Source organism: Planktothrix pseudagardhii (assembly GCF_904830925.1).
Taxonomy (GTDB): Bacteria; Cyanobacteriota; Cyanobacteriia; order Cyanobacteriales; family Microcoleaceae; genus Planktothrix; species Planktothrix tepida.
Window position 1 is genome coordinate 4,555,868 of record NZ_LR882967.1, and the last position, 20,904, is coordinate 4,576,771.

At 35.1% G+C, this 20,904-nt stretch carries 27 protein-coding genes; 8 read left to right on the forward strand and 19 right to left on the reverse strand.

The window, feature by feature from the left end:
* Positions 1-8: 8 nt before the first annotated feature.
* Entirely contained in the window at positions 9-284 is a 276-nt protein-coding gene (locus tag NMK36_RS19465; RefSeq protein WP_254174436.1) for a DUF1778 domain-containing protein, read from the reverse strand.
* A gap of 460 nt (positions 285-744) precedes the next feature.
* On the opposite strand from NMK36_RS19465, the gene NMK36_RS19470 reads away from it, so the two are divergent.
* The 6 genes from NMK36_RS19470 (at position 745) to NMK36_RS19495 (ending at position 4,063) form a co-directional block, all read left to right on the forward strand.
* A complete protein-coding gene (locus NMK36_RS19470; protein ID WP_254174437.1) occupies positions 745-1,329 on the forward strand; it encodes a hypothetical protein in 585 nt (194 codons plus the stop codon).
* Positions 1,330-1,332: 3 nt separating this feature from the next.
* Positions 1,333-1,836: a hypothetical protein gene (locus NMK36_RS19475; RefSeq protein WP_254174438.1), complete on the forward strand. Its 504-nt coding sequence runs from the start codon at positions 1,333-1,335 to the stop codon at positions 1,834-1,836.
* A gap of 31 nt (positions 1,837-1,867) precedes the next feature.
* Positions 1,868-2,131, forward strand: coding sequence for a hypothetical protein (locus NMK36_RS19480; RefSeq protein WP_254174439.1), 264 nt, complete (start codon positions 1,868-1,870; stop codon positions 2,129-2,131).
* A 51-nt stretch (positions 2,132-2,182) separates the two neighbouring features.
* Positions 2,183-2,641: a hypothetical protein gene (locus tag NMK36_RS19485; RefSeq protein WP_254174440.1), complete on the forward strand. Its 459-nt coding sequence runs from the start codon at positions 2,183-2,185 to the stop codon at positions 2,639-2,641.
* Between the two features lie 9 nt (positions 2,642-2,650).
* Complete coding sequence (locus NMK36_RS19490; RefSeq protein WP_254174441.1) at positions 2,651-2,992, forward strand: hypothetical protein; 342 nt, start codon at positions 2,651-2,653, stop codon at positions 2,990-2,992.
* Positions 2,993-3,067: 75 nt separating this feature from the next.
* Positions 3,068-4,063, forward strand: a complete 996-nt coding sequence (locus NMK36_RS19495) for an ATP-binding protein (protein ID WP_254174442.1) — start codon at positions 3,068-3,070, stop codon at positions 4,061-4,063.
* On the opposite strand, the gene NMK36_RS19500 is transcribed toward NMK36_RS19495, so the two are convergent.
* The 11 genes from NMK36_RS19500 to NMK36_RS19550 form a co-directional block, all read right to left on the reverse strand.
* A complete protein-coding gene (locus NMK36_RS19500) occupies positions 4,049-6,343 on the reverse strand; it encodes a CHAT domain-containing protein (protein WP_254174443.1) in 2,295 nt (764 codons plus the stop codon). The two genes, NMK36_RS19495 and NMK36_RS19500, sit on opposite strands and share 15 nt — an antisense overlap.
* 5 nt (positions 6,344-6,348) lie before the next feature.
* On the reverse strand, positions 6,349-6,849 hold the full coding sequence (locus NMK36_RS19505; protein WP_254174444.1) for a DUF3368 domain-containing protein: 501 nt from the start codon (positions 6,847-6,849) through the stop codon (positions 6,349-6,351).
* Positions 6,846-7,091: a UPF0175 family protein gene (locus tag NMK36_RS19510; protein WP_254174445.1), complete on the reverse strand. Its 246-nt coding sequence runs from the start codon at positions 7,089-7,091 to the stop codon at positions 6,846-6,848. Before NMK36_RS19510 ends, NMK36_RS19505 begins: the two co-directional genes overlap by 4 nt.
* Positions 7,092-7,307: 216 nt before the next feature.
* The gene (locus NMK36_RS19515; protein WP_254174446.1) at positions 7,308-7,793 is read right to left on the reverse strand and encodes a hypothetical protein; all 486 of its coding nucleotides are present in this window, start codon (positions 7,791-7,793) and stop codon (positions 7,308-7,310) included.
* 26 nt (positions 7,794-7,819) lie between these two features.
* Positions 7,820-8,329 (reverse strand): hypothetical protein, encoded by a 510-nt coding sequence (locus NMK36_RS19520; protein ID WP_254174447.1) that lies wholly within the window; start codon positions 8,327-8,329, stop codon positions 7,820-7,822.
* Positions 8,330-8,423: 94 nt separating this feature from the next.
* A complete protein-coding gene (locus NMK36_RS19525; RefSeq protein WP_254174448.1) occupies positions 8,424-9,326 on the reverse strand; it encodes an AAA family ATPase in 903 nt (300 codons plus the stop codon).
* Between the two features lie 214 nt (positions 9,327-9,540).
* Positions 9,541-9,888 carry a DUF5615 family PIN-like protein gene (locus tag NMK36_RS19530; protein ID WP_254174449.1) on the reverse strand — a complete coding sequence of 116 codons (348 nt, stop codon included), beginning with the start codon at positions 9,886-9,888 and terminating at the stop codon, positions 9,541-9,543.
* Positions 9,888-10,202 carry a DUF433 domain-containing protein gene (locus tag NMK36_RS19535; protein ID WP_254174450.1) on the reverse strand — a complete coding sequence of 105 codons (315 nt, stop codon included), beginning with the start codon at positions 10,200-10,202 and terminating at the stop codon, positions 9,888-9,890. Before NMK36_RS19535 ends, NMK36_RS19530 begins: the two co-directional genes overlap by 1 nt.
* Before the next feature lie 58 nt (positions 10,203-10,260).
* Complete coding sequence (locus NMK36_RS19540) at positions 10,261-11,397, reverse strand: DUF1822 family protein (protein WP_254174451.1); 1,137 nt, start codon at positions 11,395-11,397, stop codon at positions 10,261-10,263.
* Positions 11,398-11,467: 70 nt separating this feature from the next.
* The gene (locus tag NMK36_RS19545) at positions 11,468-12,430 is read right to left on the reverse strand and encodes a hypothetical protein (protein ID WP_254174452.1); all 963 of its coding nucleotides are present in this window, start codon (positions 12,428-12,430) and stop codon (positions 11,468-11,470) included.
* Between the two features lie 202 nt (positions 12,431-12,632).
* A complete protein-coding gene (locus NMK36_RS19550; protein WP_254174453.1) occupies positions 12,633-13,553 on the reverse strand; it encodes an RtcB family protein in 921 nt (306 codons plus the stop codon).
* A gap of 470 nt (positions 13,554-14,023) precedes the next feature.
* On the opposite strand from NMK36_RS19550, the gene NMK36_RS19555 reads away from it, so the two are divergent.
* Together NMK36_RS19555 and NMK36_RS19560 are read left to right on the forward strand one after the other, a co-directional pair.
* On the forward strand, positions 14,024-15,409 hold the full coding sequence (locus NMK36_RS19555; RefSeq protein ID WP_254174454.1) for a DUF1822 family protein: 1,386 nt from the start codon (positions 14,024-14,026) through the stop codon (positions 15,407-15,409).
* 109 nt (positions 15,410-15,518) lie between these two features.
* Positions 15,519-16,598, forward strand: a complete 1,080-nt coding sequence (locus tag NMK36_RS19560) for a CHAT domain-containing protein (RefSeq protein ID WP_254174455.1) — start codon at positions 15,519-15,521, stop codon at positions 16,596-16,598.
* On the opposite strand, the gene NMK36_RS19565 is transcribed toward NMK36_RS19560, so the two are convergent.
* The 7 genes from NMK36_RS19565 to NMK36_RS19595 form a co-directional block, all read right to left on the reverse strand.
* Complete coding sequence (locus tag NMK36_RS19565; protein WP_254174456.1) at positions 16,587-17,012, reverse strand: putative toxin-antitoxin system toxin component, PIN family; 426 nt, start codon at positions 17,010-17,012, stop codon at positions 16,587-16,589. The genes NMK36_RS19560 and NMK36_RS19565 overlap by 12 nt on opposite strands.
* Positions 17,012-17,278: a hypothetical protein gene (locus NMK36_RS19570; protein ID WP_254174457.1), complete on the reverse strand. Its 267-nt coding sequence runs from the start codon at positions 17,276-17,278 to the stop codon at positions 17,012-17,014. Before NMK36_RS19570 ends, NMK36_RS19565 begins: the two co-directional genes overlap by 1 nt.
* A gap of 122 nt (positions 17,279-17,400) precedes the next feature.
* Entirely contained in the window at positions 17,401-18,105 is a 705-nt protein-coding gene (locus tag NMK36_RS19575) for a glycoside hydrolase family 24 protein (RefSeq protein WP_254174458.1), read from the reverse strand.
* The gene (locus NMK36_RS19580) at positions 18,105-18,767 is read right to left on the reverse strand and encodes an NAD(P)H-binding protein (RefSeq protein WP_254175205.1); all 663 of its coding nucleotides are present in this window, start codon (positions 18,765-18,767) and stop codon (positions 18,105-18,107) included. Before NMK36_RS19580 ends, NMK36_RS19575 begins: the two co-directional genes overlap by 1 nt.
* Before the next feature lie 165 nt (positions 18,768-18,932).
* Positions 18,933-19,334: a peptide-methionine (R)-S-oxide reductase MsrB gene (gene msrB / locus NMK36_RS19585; protein WP_072719855.1), complete on the reverse strand. Its 402-nt coding sequence runs from the start codon at positions 19,332-19,334 to the stop codon at positions 18,933-18,935.
* Positions 19,335-19,413: 79 nt separating this feature from the next.
* On the reverse strand, positions 19,414-19,872 hold the full coding sequence (locus tag NMK36_RS19590; RefSeq protein WP_254174459.1) for a DUF2996 domain-containing protein: 459 nt from the start codon (positions 19,870-19,872) through the stop codon (positions 19,414-19,416).
* A gap of 122 nt (positions 19,873-19,994) precedes the next feature.
* Entirely contained in the window at positions 19,995-20,882 is an 888-nt protein-coding gene (locus tag NMK36_RS19595) for a hypothetical protein (protein ID WP_072719857.1), read from the reverse strand.
* Positions 20,883-20,904: the final 22 nt, after the last annotated feature.

The window sequence follows — 20,904 nt, forward strand, 5'->3', positions numbered from 1 at the left end:
AAATTCATTTAATCTTCCCAAGGTGCTTTAGTTTTCATCGTTTTTAATAACTGTTGGTTGGGTTGGGGTGGTGCATCAAGCCGGGTAATAAACTCCTCATAAGTTTTGGGAGTAGCAAAAAAAATTGTCTGATTAAGTAAAGCATCTTCCGCCGCCGCCCTTGCTGACTCTAAAATAAAATCAGTGCGGTTTTTACCCATACTTTTAGCGGCTAAATCAATCAAATCACGGTCTTCGGGTTTAATTCTTAAATTGAGGGTGGTACGAGGATTTTGACTGGTCATATTGCTGACACTAAATAGTTGATAATACTATTTTACCACATTGTAACGTCAATGTCATTACAGTAAATATTGACTAACTAAAAGTAACTACAAACTTGGTAGCGCAACCCAAAAAAAACCTTATGAAAGTTGGGTTGAAGTAACGAAACCCAACCTACAATTTTTAACTTTCATAGGAAAAACTAAAGCCTCGGATTTATGGAAAGAGTTTAATCAAGTTTCTGCTTAGTTTTCTTTCAATTCAGTTTCGGGGTATTTTGTGAATATTTGTAAATTTCAAAAAAAATTGACATCTACAAACGTATAGGATAATATTTAGTGTATAGTAAGAAGCTGTTAAGCGTTTAGACTGTGTTACGGAGATCGGTGTCGGTTGTCGGGTATTTCTAATTATAGAATTTAGATGCAGGCGCAGCATATAATAACTTAAAATAGTATCATGAACAATGGAGGAAAAACCGTGAATGAAAACGACAGGGACAAAGAATCATTGTCAGAGTTCTCTGACCAGGTTAGTGTCAAATTGATCGAGTTTATAAATAAAGATTTGAGGGATTTTTGGTGCAGTATCAGGACAACATTTTCTCAAGCATCTGACCCTGTTAAAAATTTGGCTGAAAAACTACCTGAAATATTTGCTGAGACTGAACCTGATGATAATTTGCGAGAGCAGAGGGTGATTTACCTAGCAATTGGCCAATTTATTCGGGATCATCTCCAGAAACCGCTTCCTATTTGTCTGAATGCGGTACACATTTTCCTAGAAGAAAAAAATTTGTCTCTTTTAGAAGATGGTGCGATCGGTGGTGATAGACTTATAGAAGATGTTAAAAAATTAATTGTTATGATTAGAATAAATTATGAACAGCAAGATAGTTGGATGTACAACCGCACAATTGAAATTTACTTTCTTAAAGAAGGTTTACGTAAAGTTCAAAAAGTTCCGGCGTTAATAGATTGGGATAAACTACCATCTAAAATTCGTGAACAACGTATGCGACAACAGCAAATAAATATAATAACATTATATCCCAAGGAAACATGAATTATGAACGGAAGACTTGTTATTGTTACATTTTCGACTTTGATAACATTATTTGCCGGATTTGCCGTCATTCTCTGGGACAAAGTTCTACAATGGGCTATAGATAGTTTATTGCCTTGGGTTGATCAAGAGATCCCTACTCTTGCACCGATAGTTCGTATAGCTTTTACTGTTGTTGATAAAGTTGGTTCACCTGCTTATAGCAAAATCAAACAGTCGTGGCAAGAAGTTCGTCAATATTTACTCAAGCAAGTAATGCAATTTGAACAAGAATCATCAGATACATGGGTGAGACGAGTTACATCTTGGTTAATTCCTGTTCTTCATAGCAGTGATTCTTTTCCCAAAGTGAAACAAAGGAGTGAAACAGTAGAGGTTGATTTCTATAATCTACCTGATGATGTCCGTGAAGCTTTTTTAAGAAGAGAAGAAAAAATGACTGAATGGGATATTACAAAAATACAGGATGATAAACTAGAAAAAGATGATCTGACTTATGAAAATTAATTTCATTGACAAATAAGAGGGAGGAACAAAAATGCGTATCTGGAATCAAGTTTTACAATGGGCTTTGGATAGTTTATTTCCTTGGTTTGAAGAAAAACTACCCATTTTTGCTCCAATAGTCCGTCAAACTTTTGCTACCCTAGATGGTATTATTATGTCTCCTAATCAGTGGGTTAGACAAATAACATTTAACAAAGCCCAAAAAGTGGTAATAGAGGAAGAAATTGATTTTTATGATCATGATCTGCCTGATGAGGTGCGTGAAGCTTTTATTCAAAGAGAGGAAAAAGATTAAGATGGGCAAGGCAGATGAAAATTAATTTTATTCATAAACAAGAGGTAAAAAATGAAAATGCGTAGTTATCTATGGATTGCTGTTGCGGGTATTGTTATTAGTGGAGGAATTATGTTCTTTGATCGTTTAATTAAAGAAACAGAAAAAGCTAATCGTACTGATATTGACCAATGGATTGATCGTCAACTTGCAGAAGTATTAGCTAGAAAATTGCATCAACCAGTAGATGTGATTTTACAAACTCTCACAGGGACGCATAATCCAGAATTGGTAATATTAATTAATGAAACTGTCAATTCAGTTACTTTAACTTTTACACGCCAATCTGGAAATCTTAATGTTCAAGTCTGTCTTGATATAGTATGTGAGGATGAAACATCTTTTAGAATTACTACCGAACAAAATTGGGAGAATTTACCAGAATCTATTCGCTCAGAATTTCTTCGCAGTGGCAGAAATACGACTTATCGAAATTGGGATTTTCCTTGGGTACAATCACAAACTGTATAGGAGATTTTTATGAGTTGGGGGCGCATTTTAGCCGTTGCTGTATCCATAGCTGTTCCTGTAATCATGGGATTTCTTATAGCACGATTTTGGAGAGATATTAGAGATCAAGTTGCCGCTTGGTTGCGTGAGCAAGGCTTGGAAAATAGTATGCTAATGGATGCGTGGATCGAGCTTGATAATTTGATTGGTGCTGTTAGAAGTCGTATATTTGTTAAAGTTAAGCCCCTGGGTGAAACAAAAAGGATTTCAGAAACAACTTATAACCTAGATGAAATTGATGATCCTGATTTAGTTGCTGAACTTGAAGCAAGGGGTCATCTAACAAAAGATATTATGGAATATCTTGAATAAATTGGTTTGATGAAATAATTAGTTTTTTGAGGAAACACTATGCCCACTTCTTGGAATCAACAACCACCAAAATCAATGAATCAAAATACTGATGAACCTTCTCCTTCTAAACCCGCTAAAAAAGGATTTTCTTGGTTAGAAAGAATGGAGACATTTATTGCTGAGGAACCTATCAGAAGCATGGATGATTTAATTGTCTCGGCAACCGTGCGGAATCGAATTGAAACTACACTTAATCGTTTACGTTTCCATGATGTGTTATATAATGAATGGAATTTGAAAAAAATTGATCCTCATGGTAATCGAGTGGCGATTAATTTGTTTGGTTTACCTGGTACTGGTAAAAGTTTTTGTGCAGAAGCGATCGCCCATTATCTTCAGCGAAAAATTATTAAGATTAACTATGCTGAAATTGAATCAAAATATGTAGGTGAAACCCCCAAAAATATTACTGCTGCTTTTAAAAAAGCAAAAGAAACTAAGGCTGTTTTATTTTTTGATGAGGCTGATTCTATTTTAGGTAAACGATTAACTAATGTTACTCAAAGTGCGGATCATGGTGTCAATGTTAGTCGCTCAACAATGTTACTGGAGTTAGATAAATTTGATGGTGTAGTGATTTTTGCAACTAATTTAGCAGGTAATTATGATCAAGCATTTGTGCGCCGAATCTTAAGTCATATAGAGTTTGAATTACCAGATCAAGAATGTAGAATTAAGCTTTGGGAATACCTATTAGTTGCCGAAATTCCTAGAGATAATAATGTAACTCCAGAATGGTTAGGTGATGTATCTGATGGACTTGCAGGAGGTGATATTTTAAATGTGGTAATTGCTTCAGCTAGTTGCGCTGTAGAAAGAATTGGTGAGGAAAGAAAAGTTTTACAAACAGATATTCTGGCAGAAATTAATCATGTGAGAACATCTAAAAGTAAAATAGGTTCTCGCTCACAATCAAATCGCAAAGTATCTGTCACTGAAATGCCAATAGAGGATTTACCTGCTGATGCTCGTGAACGTTATGATCAGATTGTTTCTGATTATGATACTGAAGATTTACCGTCGTCCTGACATTCGTTTTTCAATTTGATACTTTAATTGCGAAAATCCCCAGTGTAAAGGCTCTTTTTCAAGTTCACGAGCTTTTTCGATGTCTTCCAAAGCCAACATATCATCACTTTTGTTATTGCCCTTGAACAGCATAGCCAGTTGAGGGTCATTTTTATAACGATTTTCCCAATCAATTAAGTTTTGTACGATACTTTTACCACGATTAAAGTAACTTAAACTGCGACAATAGTAATATTCTGTTTTTGACGGATTATTAAGAATTGCGAAAGAAAAGTAAATAATTGCCCAGTCTTGATCATTTTTGGTTTGATAACTTAAACCCATTAAATAATTATAATTATAATTCGTTTGATTACGATTAAGGTTATTAGCTTCATTGAAGTCTTTAATAGCAAAGTCTTGATTACCTTGAGCTAAATAGCATAAACCACGAAGCCAGTAATAATTGGCTACTAAATTTGGGTTAGCTTGTATTGCTTTATTCAAAAAATTCAATGCCTCTCCAAGTAGTGAATTCATTTGCTTTGACTTTTCGGGATCAATAGAAAATAGAGGATAGTAAAAATTAGGAGGATAAACAATCATAAAAGTAGATTCTACAGCTTGTGGTGCTATAATAGATATAGCCTTAGCATAAAGGCTTCTACCAGATAGATAATAATAGTCAGCTTTAGTCGAACTTAGATTAAGTTTAATAGAATTTTCTGCATCTAAAATGGCTTGATCATAATTATTTTTTTCGTAGTAAGCTAAACCCCGTTGCCAATAATAATCAGCTTCTTTCTTTAAATTGATAGCTTTAGTACAATTTTCAATTACTTCTTGGAAGTTATTTTTTTGATAATATGCTCTAGCACGTTGATAGTAAATTTCCGCAAAATCAGGCTTTAACTCAATAGCGCGATCACCATCTTTAATTGCTTCATCGTATTTTCCTTGATTATAGTAATTTAATATTCTTTGTTTGTAAGCTTGAGCCGTTTTAGTACGAGCAATTTGATGTTGAATATCTATTTTTAAAATTTGTTCCCCTAGATTAATTACTAATTCAAAGTTTCTTGCTCTTTCAGCTTGAATAAGTTGAGACAACAGAGATTTTAATAACTTCCCTGTATTACTTACTAAAGGATTTTTTCGTAACTGAAAATTTTGAAATATTAAAGGTTTAGCTTTGCCACCAGTGTGTAAACCTTGATAGGTAGGAGGTTGTATCGCGGGATATTGAGAAATAACGGGAAGCCAACTCACCCCCGGATATTGCATTTCCCAGTCATCTTCTAATTTGAGTCTCGCTTCTCGTAATGCCATGTATAAAGCATGATTTCCAGCAAAAGCCGTGAGAAAATGGCGTAAAAATTGCTGTGCTACTTTATCAGGCACTTTTTCCCTCATTACCATTACTTGAGGGAGGTGTAAGTCTTCTAATTGTTTTGCTAATCCTAAACCATCACAAGAGTTAAATATTGCTAATTGTAACCCGTTTTCAATGGCAGTTTTGAGAGCATTTTTTAACTCAGAAATAGTGATCCGTTGTTGAGGATTAATTTGTATCCATCCCGTTTCACGTAATGTATCACTTTCACTATGTCCAGCAAAAAATAATATATGCCATCCTAAATCATGCCATAACCATTGTCGTAATTCCTCTGGTGTGGGTTCATCTAATCGTTTAATTTCGGTGTAGGGTAAACTATTAATTGCTTCCCAATCATTTTGAGTTTTAATCTCGTTAGGAATATTTTTATCAGGAGATTGACCAAAAATAGCAAGGATTCTTACCTTACCTTTGGGGGGCGTTTTTCTACCCTGGGGTGGTTCATATTCGGGCGCACTTACAGCAATTTCTGTATGGGGATAATCTTTTTTAAATAAATCCCATAAATGCCAGGGAAGTTGACGCAATTGAGGGTTTTCTGTTTGAATAATTACCCGAATTTCATCATTAATATTTAAGTAACGTTGTAATGCTTCTCTAATTTTTTTCCACTTAGGAAAATCGGAGTTTAACCAGTTATTAATAGCGGTGGTGACATCATCAGCTTTTTGCCGATAAAAAGAAGCGTTTTTAGTTGCTGGTTGAGGCTTAATACCACGAGAATCAGCTAAATCTCGAAAATTAGTTTGCCATTCTTCTAAAGGTGGCATAATTTGGGATAAAGGGGGTAAAATTCCTTTTTTGTCCGTTTCTGGTGGTGCGCCATCATCTCCCATCTGAAGTAAGATGGGAAAACCCTGATTAATGTCACCTTCACCAATTTTAAAGAGAATTAATTTACCCATTATGGTTACTCTGTTGGTGGTATTTCACCTGCCGTTATTAAAAGATTAGCATAAAGTTGTGGATTAATGCGAAATCCTGCTAGATTGATTAAATCATCCATAACAGGTTTTGTATTGGCAATAAACCCTCTTTGTTTAGCGATTAAAAGAATCCCTAAAATCCCAATCAAATTGAGATTTAACATCTTAGCTACATTCCTACCTGGATTTTCGTCTATGATCAGTAAATCGGCTTTTAATTCAATGGCTAATGCGATCGCTTCTGATTCACCTTGATCTAATTCCGTTTTTAACTGTTCAACTAAAGCCAAATTGCTAACAGTTTTAGTTTCAATCCAAGCTAGAGTTTTAACTTCTTTTGTTCCCGGTACTTCATAACCTAAATTTGCCATTTCATTATAAACTCCTTGGGGTATAATAATCGTGCCATAGACTTGTTGTAACAAATCTAATTTACCAATAGCCGCTAGGCTAGTAATAGGTGAAGTATCACTAATAACTATCATAATTCACCTAGTCTTTTTAAAGTTTCAATATCGGCTTGAAAATCCTCAACATCATAGTTAACACAAATACCTCTACTAGCAATTTCTTTTCTAAATTCTAGTAAGTGCATTCCTGCTAAACGGCGAGCTTGTCCTGTGCTAATTTTTTTCTGTTGATAAAGTAAAATAGCTAATTCTAATTTAATGTCATCTTCTGACATTTTAGCAGATGCTAAGATTTCATCGGGGACAGTGATATTCATAGTTTTAATCCTTTTTATTTTTTTGAATTAAGCAGTATATTACACAATATTAGCACAATTCTTCGAGTTTGTAAATCTTAGCAATTAATTTATAAATTACGCCGATAGATTATGTGTAGGGGTAAACAGTCTCAGCCCTGCTAGATAATATAAATAAAGAGATGTTTCTAAGAAACATCTCTTAACTTCAAGAATTAAGCCACAATCAAGCTATATCTAATCCTCAGTGAGTTCTTCACCCGCTCTGCGCCGAATAATTCGTTCTTGCATTCTTGCAATTTCAACAGACCAATCTATTTCTCTTTTATCATCAAATGAAACCCAATCTTCGGGAAGTTTCTCCTCCGATTTATCAGTTAAATCATTTGCTATATCTTCAAAAATTCTTTCTACTTCCGTGACAATAATCTCAAAAGATTGATTGATATTTTCAGAAGGAAGATGACTCATTGAAATTTGATTTTTGCCTGTTTCTAAGTATTCAATTTTAGTCGCTAAGTTGAACACTTTTTGAATAATTAAATTCAAGGATTCGTCATCTAAGCCATCTACATTTTGATTTAAAAACACTCTAATTCCTTCTTCTTTAACACATTTGTCTGGTTCAGAAATAAGGGTTTTAATGACTTGTATTAGAGTGTGCTTTGCTCTATTAAGAACTTCATCGCTACTAGGGGTTGCTTTTCCACCATTGTTATTCATTTTAATTACCTCACTTTTGACTAAAATTAATAGGCAGCGTAAAGACCGATTTTTAACTCAGGGAGTTCTTCAATTCCTAAAGTGATTAACTCCTGTTTTTCGCCAGACCAATTAATAGGACTTCCAGGGGCAAAGCCATATTTGTAGATATCTGTACCATAGACAAAGGTAACTCGATACTCTCTAGTTAAAGAGTTGCTTTTGATGAATTTATCAAAGGTTCTAGCCGCTTCTTGGATTTCGATAGAAGCCCCATCAACCCATCGATCATCAATCGCTATGTAGCTTTTACCTGCATCAATTTGGAGTCCATATTCTTTCCAGTCGATACTTATATCGAGTTGCGCTCGACATAATTTACTAGAGTTAAATCCATAAATATGAAAAGTCTCTCCTACCTTATCGCCTAAAATTTTGTCAACAACATCTAAGCCCGAATCCGATAATCCTGCTGCCATTTTTAGGGCATACCGAATTTGAAATTTGATTAAGTCTAGGCGAGCAGCCGTAGTTGTAATAGTCTTGGTTATAGCCATTTGATTTTTCTCCTAATAGGATACAAAAAGTTTGTTAACACTTGGGGTCATACAGTTTTTAGCTGACTAAAACCCCAAATAAAAGTTAGTCAATCTAACCTGTGATCGCTTTTTTGAATTGAGATAAAAACTCGTTATTGGGTTGGCTATTAATATTAGAACTTAAGCAATTAACATTACTATTAATTTCTTCTATTAACAGACGACCAATTCTGACTAAATTCTGATAGGTAACAGATTCGTAAGTAATACGAGGGACTCCGTGTTGCAATTTAGAAAAAAAGCTTTCTAACCCAACTTTTTGTACTTGTAGCCAAAGACTTTCATCAACTGTTCTTGACCGGATTTGGGAGAAGAAAACAGTAGGTTGCCCTGCAAATTCTCGCACTAATTTCTGACACTCAGCCTGAGTAAGCTCAGGGAAGATGTTATGGCTTAGTATCAGGGTCATCTCCTCTGGAGTGGGTTGCCAATGGAAAAAACTCATTCGTCCTGTACGAATTAGAGGAGCATAGAGCCTCGTCAAATCATTGCCTGTCATGAAGACGGCGATACGGCGGGTTTTTCGTCCCTCTACGTCATTAGGAAAATCAGCTAGGTGCATTAGCTCACCGCAAATGGTCTGCGTATTGACGGTGTACTGCACTAATTCACCCCAGTTACCAAGTCCTGTATCAACATCATTAATAACGATTGCTGCCGCTTTACATTCACCTTTATCTATGGCTAGTCCAGCTTGAATGTATTTATTCCGAATCATTTGAGCAGGCGCACCCGCTTCTGGACTCTCAAACTGTCCTCCAGATATCAAAAAGGTTTTAACCCCCATTTGTTTAAGTATTAAATCCAATTGATAGGTTTTGCCTTCCCCTGGAGGCCCCACAATAGCTTTAAATAAAGGTGGATTGGTTTGTTCTGGGAGAGCGTTTTTAATCATGTGTAGACTAACAACTTCAACCATACGCTCTGAGATGTATAGATGTTTTGCTTTTTGCATTGTAAAACCTTGAATTTTCAATCAGGAACTTTGATAGAATTACTCAAGTTACAAGACCTTAACTTGCTCCTTGAATTGCTCTTAATAATGTATCTTTCAAATCAAGCCTGAATTATGCAAAAATTAAAATTGATTTTTTAATCAGCTAAGAAACTAGGTTTCTTCAAGAAAGTTTGTTTTTAGACAGGAAGATTATTAAAACAATTAAACCAATTTATAAAGGAATATATTGCACAATATTAGCAAAATCTTCAGGTTCATAAACTTTAGCAATTAATTCTAAATCCCGAATACAATCACCAATAGAAATACGAGTTTGACGAGCATAAATTATCCCTGAAAAATAGATCCCCTCAGCTTGACGGCGAAAACCTTCATTGGGAAAATCTTCATCTTGAGAAAAGATGACTCGTCCCAATTCCGTTGCACGGTCAAGGACAATAGGATCAGGTGTACTGGTAAAGCCATCATCTTGAACAGTTAAAATGTCCACTCCTCTTTGACGTAATCCTATTGTAATTGCTTTGGGAACTTGTTCATCCATATACAGAGCAATAGTCATTAAATTAATCCTTGGACTCTTAAATCTTTGACGATATGAGTTTCGCCAGTTTCTTGACGCATTTTATCTACCCATTGCTCGATTCTTTCCATTTCGGCATCAAGTTCTTGTTGATGATCCCAATAATAGGATAACGCCGCATGAATTTTACTCAGGGAAACATGAGGGTAGTTTTCATGTAATTCTTCTGGAGTCCATTGGTAGGCTTTTACGGAAGTCATTAATTCTACTACTTTCATGGTTGTTCCTGCAATAATCGGAACATTATTTTCATTCAGTTGAATATGTTTGTATTCGGTAGTTGTTAGGGTCATGATTTTAAGAGAATCGTGATCAGATTAATCTCAGGTGTGGGTATAGTCCACCCTAAAATTATAGCAAGAAGTTTTCTGTAATGCTACTCTCTTCTAAACTAACTTTAACACTGAATTGATCTCCTGGTTCGCCTGTAAATTTAAGTTGTAACCAATTATCAGCCCTCGCTTGTGCTTCTAATTCAGGGATAGGATTACCTGTTTCATCTAATACACTCAGTTTAACTCCATCTGGTAAATACATTGCCTCAGCAGAGGGATATAACCGTAAATTTACTTCTATTTCTGCTTCACTAAGTTGTTTTTGTCGAAGAATTAAGATTACGGTTTCTTGAGGAATTTGCATCCCTAAACGAATGACTTTTGCTCCATTCACTTCTGGCTGTTCAATATTAGCTGGTTGTAGGTTACGATCAGGTTGAATACTAAGCGTTAAAGCCCTTTTTTCAGGTTGCCACCCATTGCTAAAAACACCTGAAAACCACTGCTGTAGCTGAATTAGATTTGTTTTTTGATCTAAAAAGTTAATAGCATTTGCTAAAACATCAGGTAATTGCTCTCCCAATATATTGTTTAACCATAAAGTTAAATCTTCGACAGACTCTTGAATTTTGCCAAGGGAAGAATTGACGAGATTTTGAACATTAACAGAAGGCTGATTTTCTTCTAATTGTTGATTAAGCTGCTTCAAAATATCCAATAAACTTAAGACTTCCAAAAAAGTTTGAGGATTTCTGTGTAATTGACTCAGATCTATTTCTGATTGTGTGACTTGAGCCAAAAAGTCAAGGATATTAGCTTGCCAATTTTCTGCGTCAATCTCAATGATAAAATAACCAATTCTATCTGAAAAAGCTTCAGGAGGAATATAACAAAATTCTGAATCGGGTAAAATAGCACGACATTCAACTTTCCCCCAACCTTTTAAAGTTAAATCAGATACATCCATAAAATAATCAGTAAAGTAATCTGTACGATTATTTTCTAAAAACAATTCATCAAAATTAGTCTCAATATCAAGATATTGACAATAAGAGTGAATAGCGCATCTACTTAAAGTATTGAGATAAATTTGCTGTTGTTTTTGAGAGTGTTCATGTTGTTGACTCAACTTTTTAGCTAAATCAAAATCTCGCTTTCTTAAAGGAATGGTAATCGTTAAATCCTTCGTCATTTCTGTTAGATGTAACTTCATGGTATTGTACCTCTTTTTCTTGAACCTTAGAATGAATGTCTCTCTATTATAGATATTCTTGGCGAATTTCTTACCAATCCGATAAATATCTATCAATGTATTGATTTAATTCAGCTTTTCTTTCCTGACTCTTTTCCAAATACTCAATCCAACGAAAGGCGGTCTGTTCAGGATTTTTTGTTTTGACACCAAACTCAAGAGCAATTTCTCTCGCAGATTTTCCCTCCAGTCTTAGTAAGAAAACTTTTTGGATAGTAATAATTAGGGACAGGTAAAGAAAAAAGTAACCCACTAAGGAATTAACTTCAAATACAAAAATAAAGAAGTTAAGATGAGTTTGAATTCGCCAGTCTTTATATTTTTTTGAGACGTTCTTTTGGAGTTTGATTTCAGGGTCAACTGTAATAATCTCTCGGATTTTTTGACTAGGAGTCATAGAGCTATCCGGTGGATTATCTGTTGGATTAATGATCTCTTTTTTTACTTGTTCAAGTTGTTTTTGTTCTCGTTTTATGTTACGAAATTCATCCATTATTTTATTGTTCAAAATCTGGATAAACCACGAGATAAAAAGTTCTTCACGAATCTGATAATTTTCCAGGGAGTTATTCAGAGAGCAAAAAGATTTTTGAAGAGCCTCATCTAAGATATCTATATGCTCATGAATATATTTATTTTGAAAGGTTTTAAATTTTTGAGATTTAGGAATCAAACGTATTAACTCATGGAGGACTTTCTTACGCTCTATACTCTTTAAATCAAGTAGTTTAGCTTGACTAGCTAACTGTTTAAGTTGTTGGTCAAGTTCATAATCCATAAAACTCCGAGTCTGTGATAAGATATAAATATACCAAAAATTTAAACACACACAATCTGATAAATCATCACCCATTAACGCTTTCAGAAGTAGAGGGGAGTTGATTAACAGTTCTTTATCCTTACGAGTAGGCTTTTGGCTGTTGATCCTCATATTAGTCTGATTAGACAAAAGTGGATTACCTGCTTTATCATTTGAGCGTAAGTTGCTTAACATAATCGAGACCTATCCTTTTTACTAAATCAGTAACGGAGTAATCTTTCTCTTTTTAGGCAAACTTGGGGGGAATTTATGTAAAGTTTTGTAACATCACCTGACACTAGGGGGTAACAAGGAGGTTAGGTTTTGCTAAGGTGCGATCGCTACAATCCCAAAATAGGGTCACTTCTGCGAAACCAGATGTTTAATTCTTACTAACCTAAAACCCCCCCATAAAAGCAATCGGTAATAATTGATCTGTTACCTGAATAAATGAATCAATTTTTTGCAGAATATCCTCACTTCTGCGATAATGAATCGGAGACTCTAAACGCCAACTCTTATCATCTAATTCATCAGGAATAATAATACGCTGACGCAAAGATTTTTGATCAATTTCTACTTCTTTGGCTTCACCGCGAGAGCGACATCTTCCTGTACCATGAGACATAGAACAACCAATTTCAGTAATTCCCTGATTAGCTTTTCCTAAAGTGATAACATCATCAAAGGAAGATGCGATTAAAATAGGAGCATTAACTGGACTATGGGTAACTCCTTTACGCAAAACCATAAAGCCACCATCATGAATCACTGTATCATGGGGAAGAACAATTAAATCTTTATAATCACCCAAAATTTCTTGAATACAATCCCAAATCTCAGCATGATTTTCAAACGCTCGATTTAAGTAATTTTGGTAATCATAATTATAGTTGAATTCCTTCTTTTCTGGAGAGGTCATTCGTGAGCCAACATGAACTAAAATTACTAATTCGTTGTTCTGATTAATACAAGCATCAATAAAATGATTTCCTGAACCTAAAATTGTTTTGTTTAATCCTTTTAATTTACGATAAAGATGATTCCATGCTGTAGGTAATAAATCTAAGTTAAAATTGACAATAACCCCATGAGACATGGCACAACCAATATCACCAATAGCCTCCCGAAAAGCAAAGCTAGAAAGCCAATCTTTTTTGACAACTGCCATTGTTCCATTCGGGATAATTCCGGCTGGACAAACATCGGGTAATACCACCGCTTCTACAAGAAAATCATTATAAAAACGGGGATTAAACCATTGAAGAATTTGCCAATCTGCTTCTAAGGAATGGTTAATTATTTTTGTGGTTTTCATTGTTTTTTTGTATATTAAAGTTATGACTATCTGTGGTTGGTTTGTTTCCCCCCAGATTGTTCTATGAGGGTTATCTGATCAAAGAGCCTAGAATTATGCAAAACAGTTGTCAAGTTTTGTAAATTAATATTTTTGTAAAAATTAATTTTATCTTAGCAAAATGTTTTTGTAAAATTCGATGGATAGATGTTCCTTATAGGACTGACGCAAAAACCCGGTTTCTGAACATAAGCTCCAGCTTTCACCCCTAAACCCTAACGAGGGACACACGGTTTTTTTACCCCTGGGAGAGCAGTGCATAAGTTCTGCCTTAGTTATAATGGTGTAGAGGGAGGTTTACTCACGGAAAAAAATTTTTTCACCAGTTGGTGTATAAATTCTCTGTTTCTTTCGATAAGCAACATAAGCAGAGAATTTTTTCGCTTAATGCGACCTCTGCGAGTTGATAAAGCGATGTTTGAGGAGAAACCATGAGTAACCAAGCTAATAACCACCAAAAACGCCAGTCTTTGAAAGAAAAACTCTTATCCTGTGGTTTACTGGAGAAGGTTGATCTTTTATTATCCAAAAGAGAGCAAAGGGAGATGGATCTGTATTTACAAAGACTGATATTAGATTATTATTTATGCTATGGAGTTGAGATTTCTGTTTTGTATCATTTAAGCCGAGAAGTAGATTATTGCCAAGATAGTGAAATCAATGGGATAGTTGTAAGTCAGTTCGGAATATCCCTATCTATTTTGTATGAACTTAACAATCAAAATTCTCGGCTAACTCTCGACAAAATTATTGGTTTATTTCCTTCCTTACCTAATATTTGGAAGTATAATCACTGTGGTTATTCTACCGCATTAGAAACAACATCGAAAGCTGTTAATAAAAAACTTTATGGATGGCTTAAACATAGAAAGTATAATGCACGATTGATTCTTGAAATCCAAGAATCTCAATTCCGCAGTCATTTCGTTAATTGGGTGAACAGTATCTTACTTCTCGATATTTACGATGTTTACCGTTCAACTCGTCAACCCTTGAAAGTAATTCAGAGTTTAGATCAGCCGATTATCACCGAAAATCAAGACAGTAGTTTTTCCGATGTTCCTGATAATGATAATAACCCAGAATTTTTACTGGAAAAGGCTGAAACTTTAGAACAAAGTCTAATTGTACAACGTTTTATTGAAAGGGATGAAAATTTTAGCAAAAAAACAACTTCTGGCATTCCTGAATGCAATTTACGCACCTTGGCGTTACTGATTGCCCAGAAAAAAGAAAACTCTCAATCTAATTTTACAGCACTAGCAAGAAAATATGGGATCTCTGAACAAAATCTCCATGCTTTATGGAGAAGACATGGTAAACCAAAGTTAGAAGAAGTACGGGACAATTATCATCAATATCGCTATTTACTGAATCCTTTACCCTTGAGTGAATGGTTGAATGATAAGTTGGATTCTGCTTGGTTAAGTTTTGAATCTTTATTGCAAAATGAAGATGTCCCTTTGGTGTATCCAACTCGTAAAGCAGTTAATAATTCAACTCAAATGCGTTGGAAAGAGATTAACTTAGGAATAGCTAATGATGGTCAATCCTTAGCTTTAGTTGTTGGTATTACACCTGATACTGAGCAGGATTTTATCATCACTATTCGAGTTTATCCTATGAAAGAACAATTGCATTTACCGTCTAATCTTGAGTTAATTATTTATGATGAAAATAAAGAAGTATTTTCAAAAGTAAAATCAAGAGATCACGATAATTGGATTCAGTTTGAGCTTTCAGGTCAAGTGAGTGAGACATTTTCCATCGAAATTAGTTTGGGATGTGCTAAATTTAGAGAGGATTTCATCATTTAGCCAATGTTTATTAAAGTTAGGTTAATTCTTTATCACAGTATTTCAATAACTTAGGAAAAGAAAATACACCTAACTTTAAAACTATTGTTCTATTTTCAAGGTTAAAAATGTGCTAGTAAAAATAGTGTTTTATGGAGATTTTGAAACTGGTTTTTGGGTAGTAGTAGATATTTTAAAAGATGAGCGTCTTATTCAAGGTATCTGCGGGAAACTCCCCCCAGCACCTGAAATATTAGACATTTTTAAAACATGGCAATGTTTATATCGACAATTGAATCTAATTTCTGTAAGAATTAAAAAAGTACCCACAACAATCACTAACTCTTCTAGTCTTGAGCCTAACGAATCAAAAAATAATTTAAAAGAAGAACTTAATAAATGGTTAAAATCTGAATCATTTATGGTAGTTAGAGATGCTTTATTTTCTACTTTTCATAAAAAAGATGAAATTAGAATAATTATTCAAACTGATAATATTTATCTGAAGCAAATACCTTGGCATTTGTGGGAACTGTTTGACTATTACCCCAACGCAGAAATAGCATTTGCTTCACTTCAATATCAGATAATTTCTGTGAATCAAACATATAATAATAAAAAACATAAAGTAGCTATTTTAGCTATTTTAGGGTCTGTTGATCATATAAATACAGAAAAAGAACGTCGATTTCTTGAAACATTTACTCCTGATGCAGAAGTTACATTTCTTGTGGAGTCTACTCGTCAAACCATCAATCAATCTCTTTTTGAAAAACAATGGGATATTTTATTTTTTGCTGGACATAGTACAAGTAATAAAGATAAGAATAGTGGTATTATTTATATTAATGCTACTGATAAAATTACAATTTCTGAGTTGAAAAATGCTTTAAAAAAAGCTATTGAAACAGGATTAAAACTTGCTATTTTTAACTCCTGTGATGGTTTGGGTTTAGCTAATGAATTAGCACAATTAAATATTCCTCAAATTATTGTAATGCGTGAACCTGTACCAGATCAGGTAGCACAGGAATTTTTAAACTACTTTTTAAGTGCTTATTCTGGAGGAAAATCTTTGTATTTATCAGTAAGAGAAGCTAGAGAAAAATTACAAAGTTTAGAACATATTTATCCCTGTGCTTCTTGGCTACCTGTTCTTTTTCAAAATCCGGCTGAAAATCCTCCTAGTTGGAATGATTTACGAGGTTAGAGTATAATAAAGATTCAGAAAATCGGTGGGTTTCATAATCAGTATTCCTCTAAAATTATCTAACACCAATAAGTCTTGATCTCCCGTAATTAAAACTTCAGCCTGAGCGGATAAAGCAGTTGCTAAAATATGATTATCTTTAACATCTCTTAATTCGGGTACATTCAGAGAAAGATTGGGGCATTTATTAGAAAATCCTTGAGTGATAGCGATTAAATATTCAACGGTATGATTTCGCTTTTCAAGCTGATTTTTAAACTTGGTACGTTTTAAAGTTGTTTCTAATTCTCCCAATAAAGATTCAGAAACAAAAATAGTTATTTTGTTCTGTCTGGATAGATGTAATATTTGAGATGGTAAACCTCCCCATAATAAGGCAGAAATCCAGATATTAACATCAAGAACAACTCTCATTATTTTCCCCACAATTCTTGTCTAACTTCTTTGACAATTTTACTAATTTCTTCTAAGGTTGGTTGTTCAGGATCAGGTTCTAATTGATCTAATTCTTGTAAAAACGAATCTAAGTCAACCGTTACATTAGATTGTTTTTTCAGAATAATCTCTTGGTCTGTAATTGATATTTCATATTCTGTTAAAGGTTGAAGTTGTTGTAAAATTTCTGTGGGAATTTCTAGTTTTCCTTCAGAAGTTACTTTAGCAATGAGTTTTGTTGTCATGTTTTTTCTCCTGAGTTGTTCGTGTGATGATTTGAAGAAAATGAGGATTAGATTGAGCTTAGGTTTGGTGGGCATAGCCCACCCTACAATTATAGCAAAAGGCTCTCATACTTTAGATGTTGTTAAGGAGAATCTTGATTAACCCACAATTCTCCATTTTCGTGATTGAGTTCATTTTGTAAGATTTTATTATAAATTTCGGGTAGGTCACTGGTAATCATGTTATCTTCAATTCCATAGCCTAAACTTGTCCAGGTTCCTGATAATAATTTCAACACTTCATCGAGTCTATCTTCGCGCAATAATTGAGAAATATTGACTCCCCAGAATTTATCATCTAATAACCAACGATAAACGACTGTATCTTGATATTGGGGTTCAAAACTATAGGGAAGCCAAAACCAAAATTGAGCAGGTTTAGGATGGTAGTGTTCGGCTTTTTCATCCCAAGTTGTTTTTAACATTTGATAGCGTCCGGCTGCGGTGCTACATTTGCCTTTATTCGGGCCTGTTACAATCTTAATACACTCATCGGGATGGCGATGCAAATCCCAGACATATTTGCCCCCATATAAAACATAATAGGGGTCAGAGTAACTGGATTCACTGGCGGAAATTGTTCGCATCAACGCGCGAATATAGGGGTCACCACCGCGCATCACTAACGGTGGCCATTGTTCTTCCACCTGTTGATCAATTAAGGGGTGAAATTCAGATTTTCCTTGACAACTTCTCACCCCAATAAAGGTTAAACTAAACAAAAGCAAAACACTCCAAAATAGTCGCTTTCGACGACGAAGTTGGTCTTTTCTTCGAGAGATTCTCATTAGTTCAATACACTAGCAAACAATTGTTCAAAAGGTTTTGGAGCCGCCTCTGAATTTGCTACAATTTCAACAATTTTATTTCGAGAATTATCCGAAAATAAGGCTTCTACACAAACTTGAGCCACTTTAGTTCGGGGAATACTCCCCTCAAATAATGTATCGGCGGACTGCATCACAACGTTGTTATTATTATCCTCATTTTTTAAACCCCCTGGACGCACAATCGTATAGGTTAAACCGCTTTTTTGCAGATATTCCTCTGCTTGTTTTTTCCACACCAAAATTAACCAAAATAAATTTAATGGGTGAAAAAATTGGGAAACACATAGAGAAGTCACTAAAACAAAGTGTTCAATTCCCTGAGCTTTGGCGACATCAACTAAATTTTGGGTTCCTTGATAATCGACTTGATAGGGCCCGGTGGGATCAAAACTGGGTCTTGCACCTGTGGCACACAACACAACCGTACAATCACGGATGGCTGTGGCTAAAGTGTCAGGTTTTAAGACATCTCCCGTCACCAGTTCAACCGTTGGGGGTAAAATTTGTTGCGCCGTTTCGATATCCCGAACCAAAGCCTTTACGGGAATTTCCCGCTTGACTAATTCAGCGACAATCCGCCGTCCTGTTTCTCCCGTTGCACCCGCGACAAATGCTTTCATGTGATCAAAGGTTTCTAAGTAGGGGTTAAGTTGTGCAAACAACATCAAAATTTATAAAGTTAAGATAGGCTAGATTGGATTTATTATTGGATTGATGCCCATTTACCAATTGTCTGCACATATCTTCCTGTTTTAACCAAGTTTCCGCTTGGGAAAGGGGTGAGGTTAATCTTCAGATTTCTCGAAATCTAACGCCGCAGAATTCATACAATAACGTTGTCCAGTAGGTTTAGGCCCATCCTCAAAAACATGACCTAAATGGGCATCACAAGCCGCACAAAGAACTTCAGTTCGACGCATGAAGAAACTAACATCACTTTTTAAACTAATATTATCTTCTTTGAGCGGTTGCCAAAAACTCGGCCATCCGGTTCCTGAATCAAATTTTGTCTCAGAACTAAATAACTCTGTGCCACAACAAACGCATTTATAAATACCCTTTTCTTTATTATTATGGTATTTTCCAGTAAATGCGCGTTCCGTGCCTTTTTTCCGAGTTACATGGAACTGTTCATCGGTTAATTGTTGTTTCCATTCAGCATCCGTTTTTTTGATTTTTTCTACCATAAAACCTCTAGGACAAATGGGGTGATTGATACAGGGTTGGGTTTCGCCTCAACCCAACAAACTAGGATTAAAATTAGAATTAGTTACGAGTTAACCATTTTTGTGCATTCAGACGTTGAACAACTCCAAACACTAATAAATCGAGGGTAATCTTTCGTTCATCGACTAAAAATGATTCAATCGTAGAGGGTTTATTCCCATTTAAAGCACAGGTAAATAGCTTTTGAGATTTGATATCTTCATTAGGAAAATAGAGATTAAACTGTCGCTTTCCCGCTTGCCATTTACCAACTACTTGCCAACAATCTTTATTAATTCCTAACCCCGAAGGCAATTTTTCTTTAGCAAATTTCAGGTCTAAATCCTCAACGCCTTGACTATTTAATGCTTTTTGTAAGGCGGGAATATAGTCTTGTTGGATAAACTCTGGAAAGGGTTTATCTTCTAAAGCAGGTGCTTTGGGTTTCTTCTCGGCAGGTTTTTTCGCTTCTGTTTCTGGGGCGGTGGTTTCAGCCTTGGGTTTTGTTTCCTCAGACATAGAGACTTCCTTCTGTTAATGTCAACAACAATTCACGGCAATATTGAAAATATTTTAACGGATCACAGATCACAATGCAGGGGTGGGAAAACCCTACCCCTAAATTTTTACTCCATCGCGGATTAAATTTCTGCGACGGCTCGTTCAATTAAACGACGGGCTAAGGTTTGAGTTCCCGTATGGGTATAATAGTTAGTGGTCATGTCCAAAAATGCAGCGACATAATCTAACTTATCATTGGTAATATCAACAAACCCTTGCAGATTTTTAACCACTTTTTCAGGGGTTAAATTATGTTGGGAAACAAAATCCCCCATCCAACCCGTGACGGAACCAAAACTCTGTTGAATCAAGTTGAGTTTCTGTTGAGAACTATTACCCGGAATCACATCTTGAATTTTTTTAAACCCTTCATTTTGCTCTAATTCTTTGGGTGTTAATCCTTGAATAGTAGATAACGCTGAACTAATAAAATCTGGCCCTAAAGGAATTAAACCATCTAAACAAACTAATGCAGTCATCCGCATTAAGGATTCGCCGCTATAATCTGCTAATGAACCCACGAAATCCCCAATACTATCACCTGGAATTCCATTAATTAAACAAAATCCTACTAATTCTGCCACTAATTTCAAGGATAAATCAATGGCTTGGGCTTTATTGGCTTTAGGAGTTAAATGATTTAAAAATCCTAAAAAGCTAATATTTTCTCCAATTTTATTGGCTAACGCTGCTGTTCCTAAAGCGGTTCCAGCACTATCAATGGTTTGATATAACCACAACGCTTTTTGATAGCCTTCACTTTTATCATTATACAGCCATAACGCCCGTTCACTAATTTGTTGAATCAGGGCAGGATCATTTTCTCCTGTAATCGTGCGAACGCTATTTTCAAACCCAACTAAATTATTCCATTGACCGGGAATTACAAAGTCTAACCCGCGTAAAACCATGACGGTAACGCCACCTGTGGGTAATTCATCCACTAATTGAGTAATCGTTTTGCTCACAATCCTTCTCCTCAAAAACTAT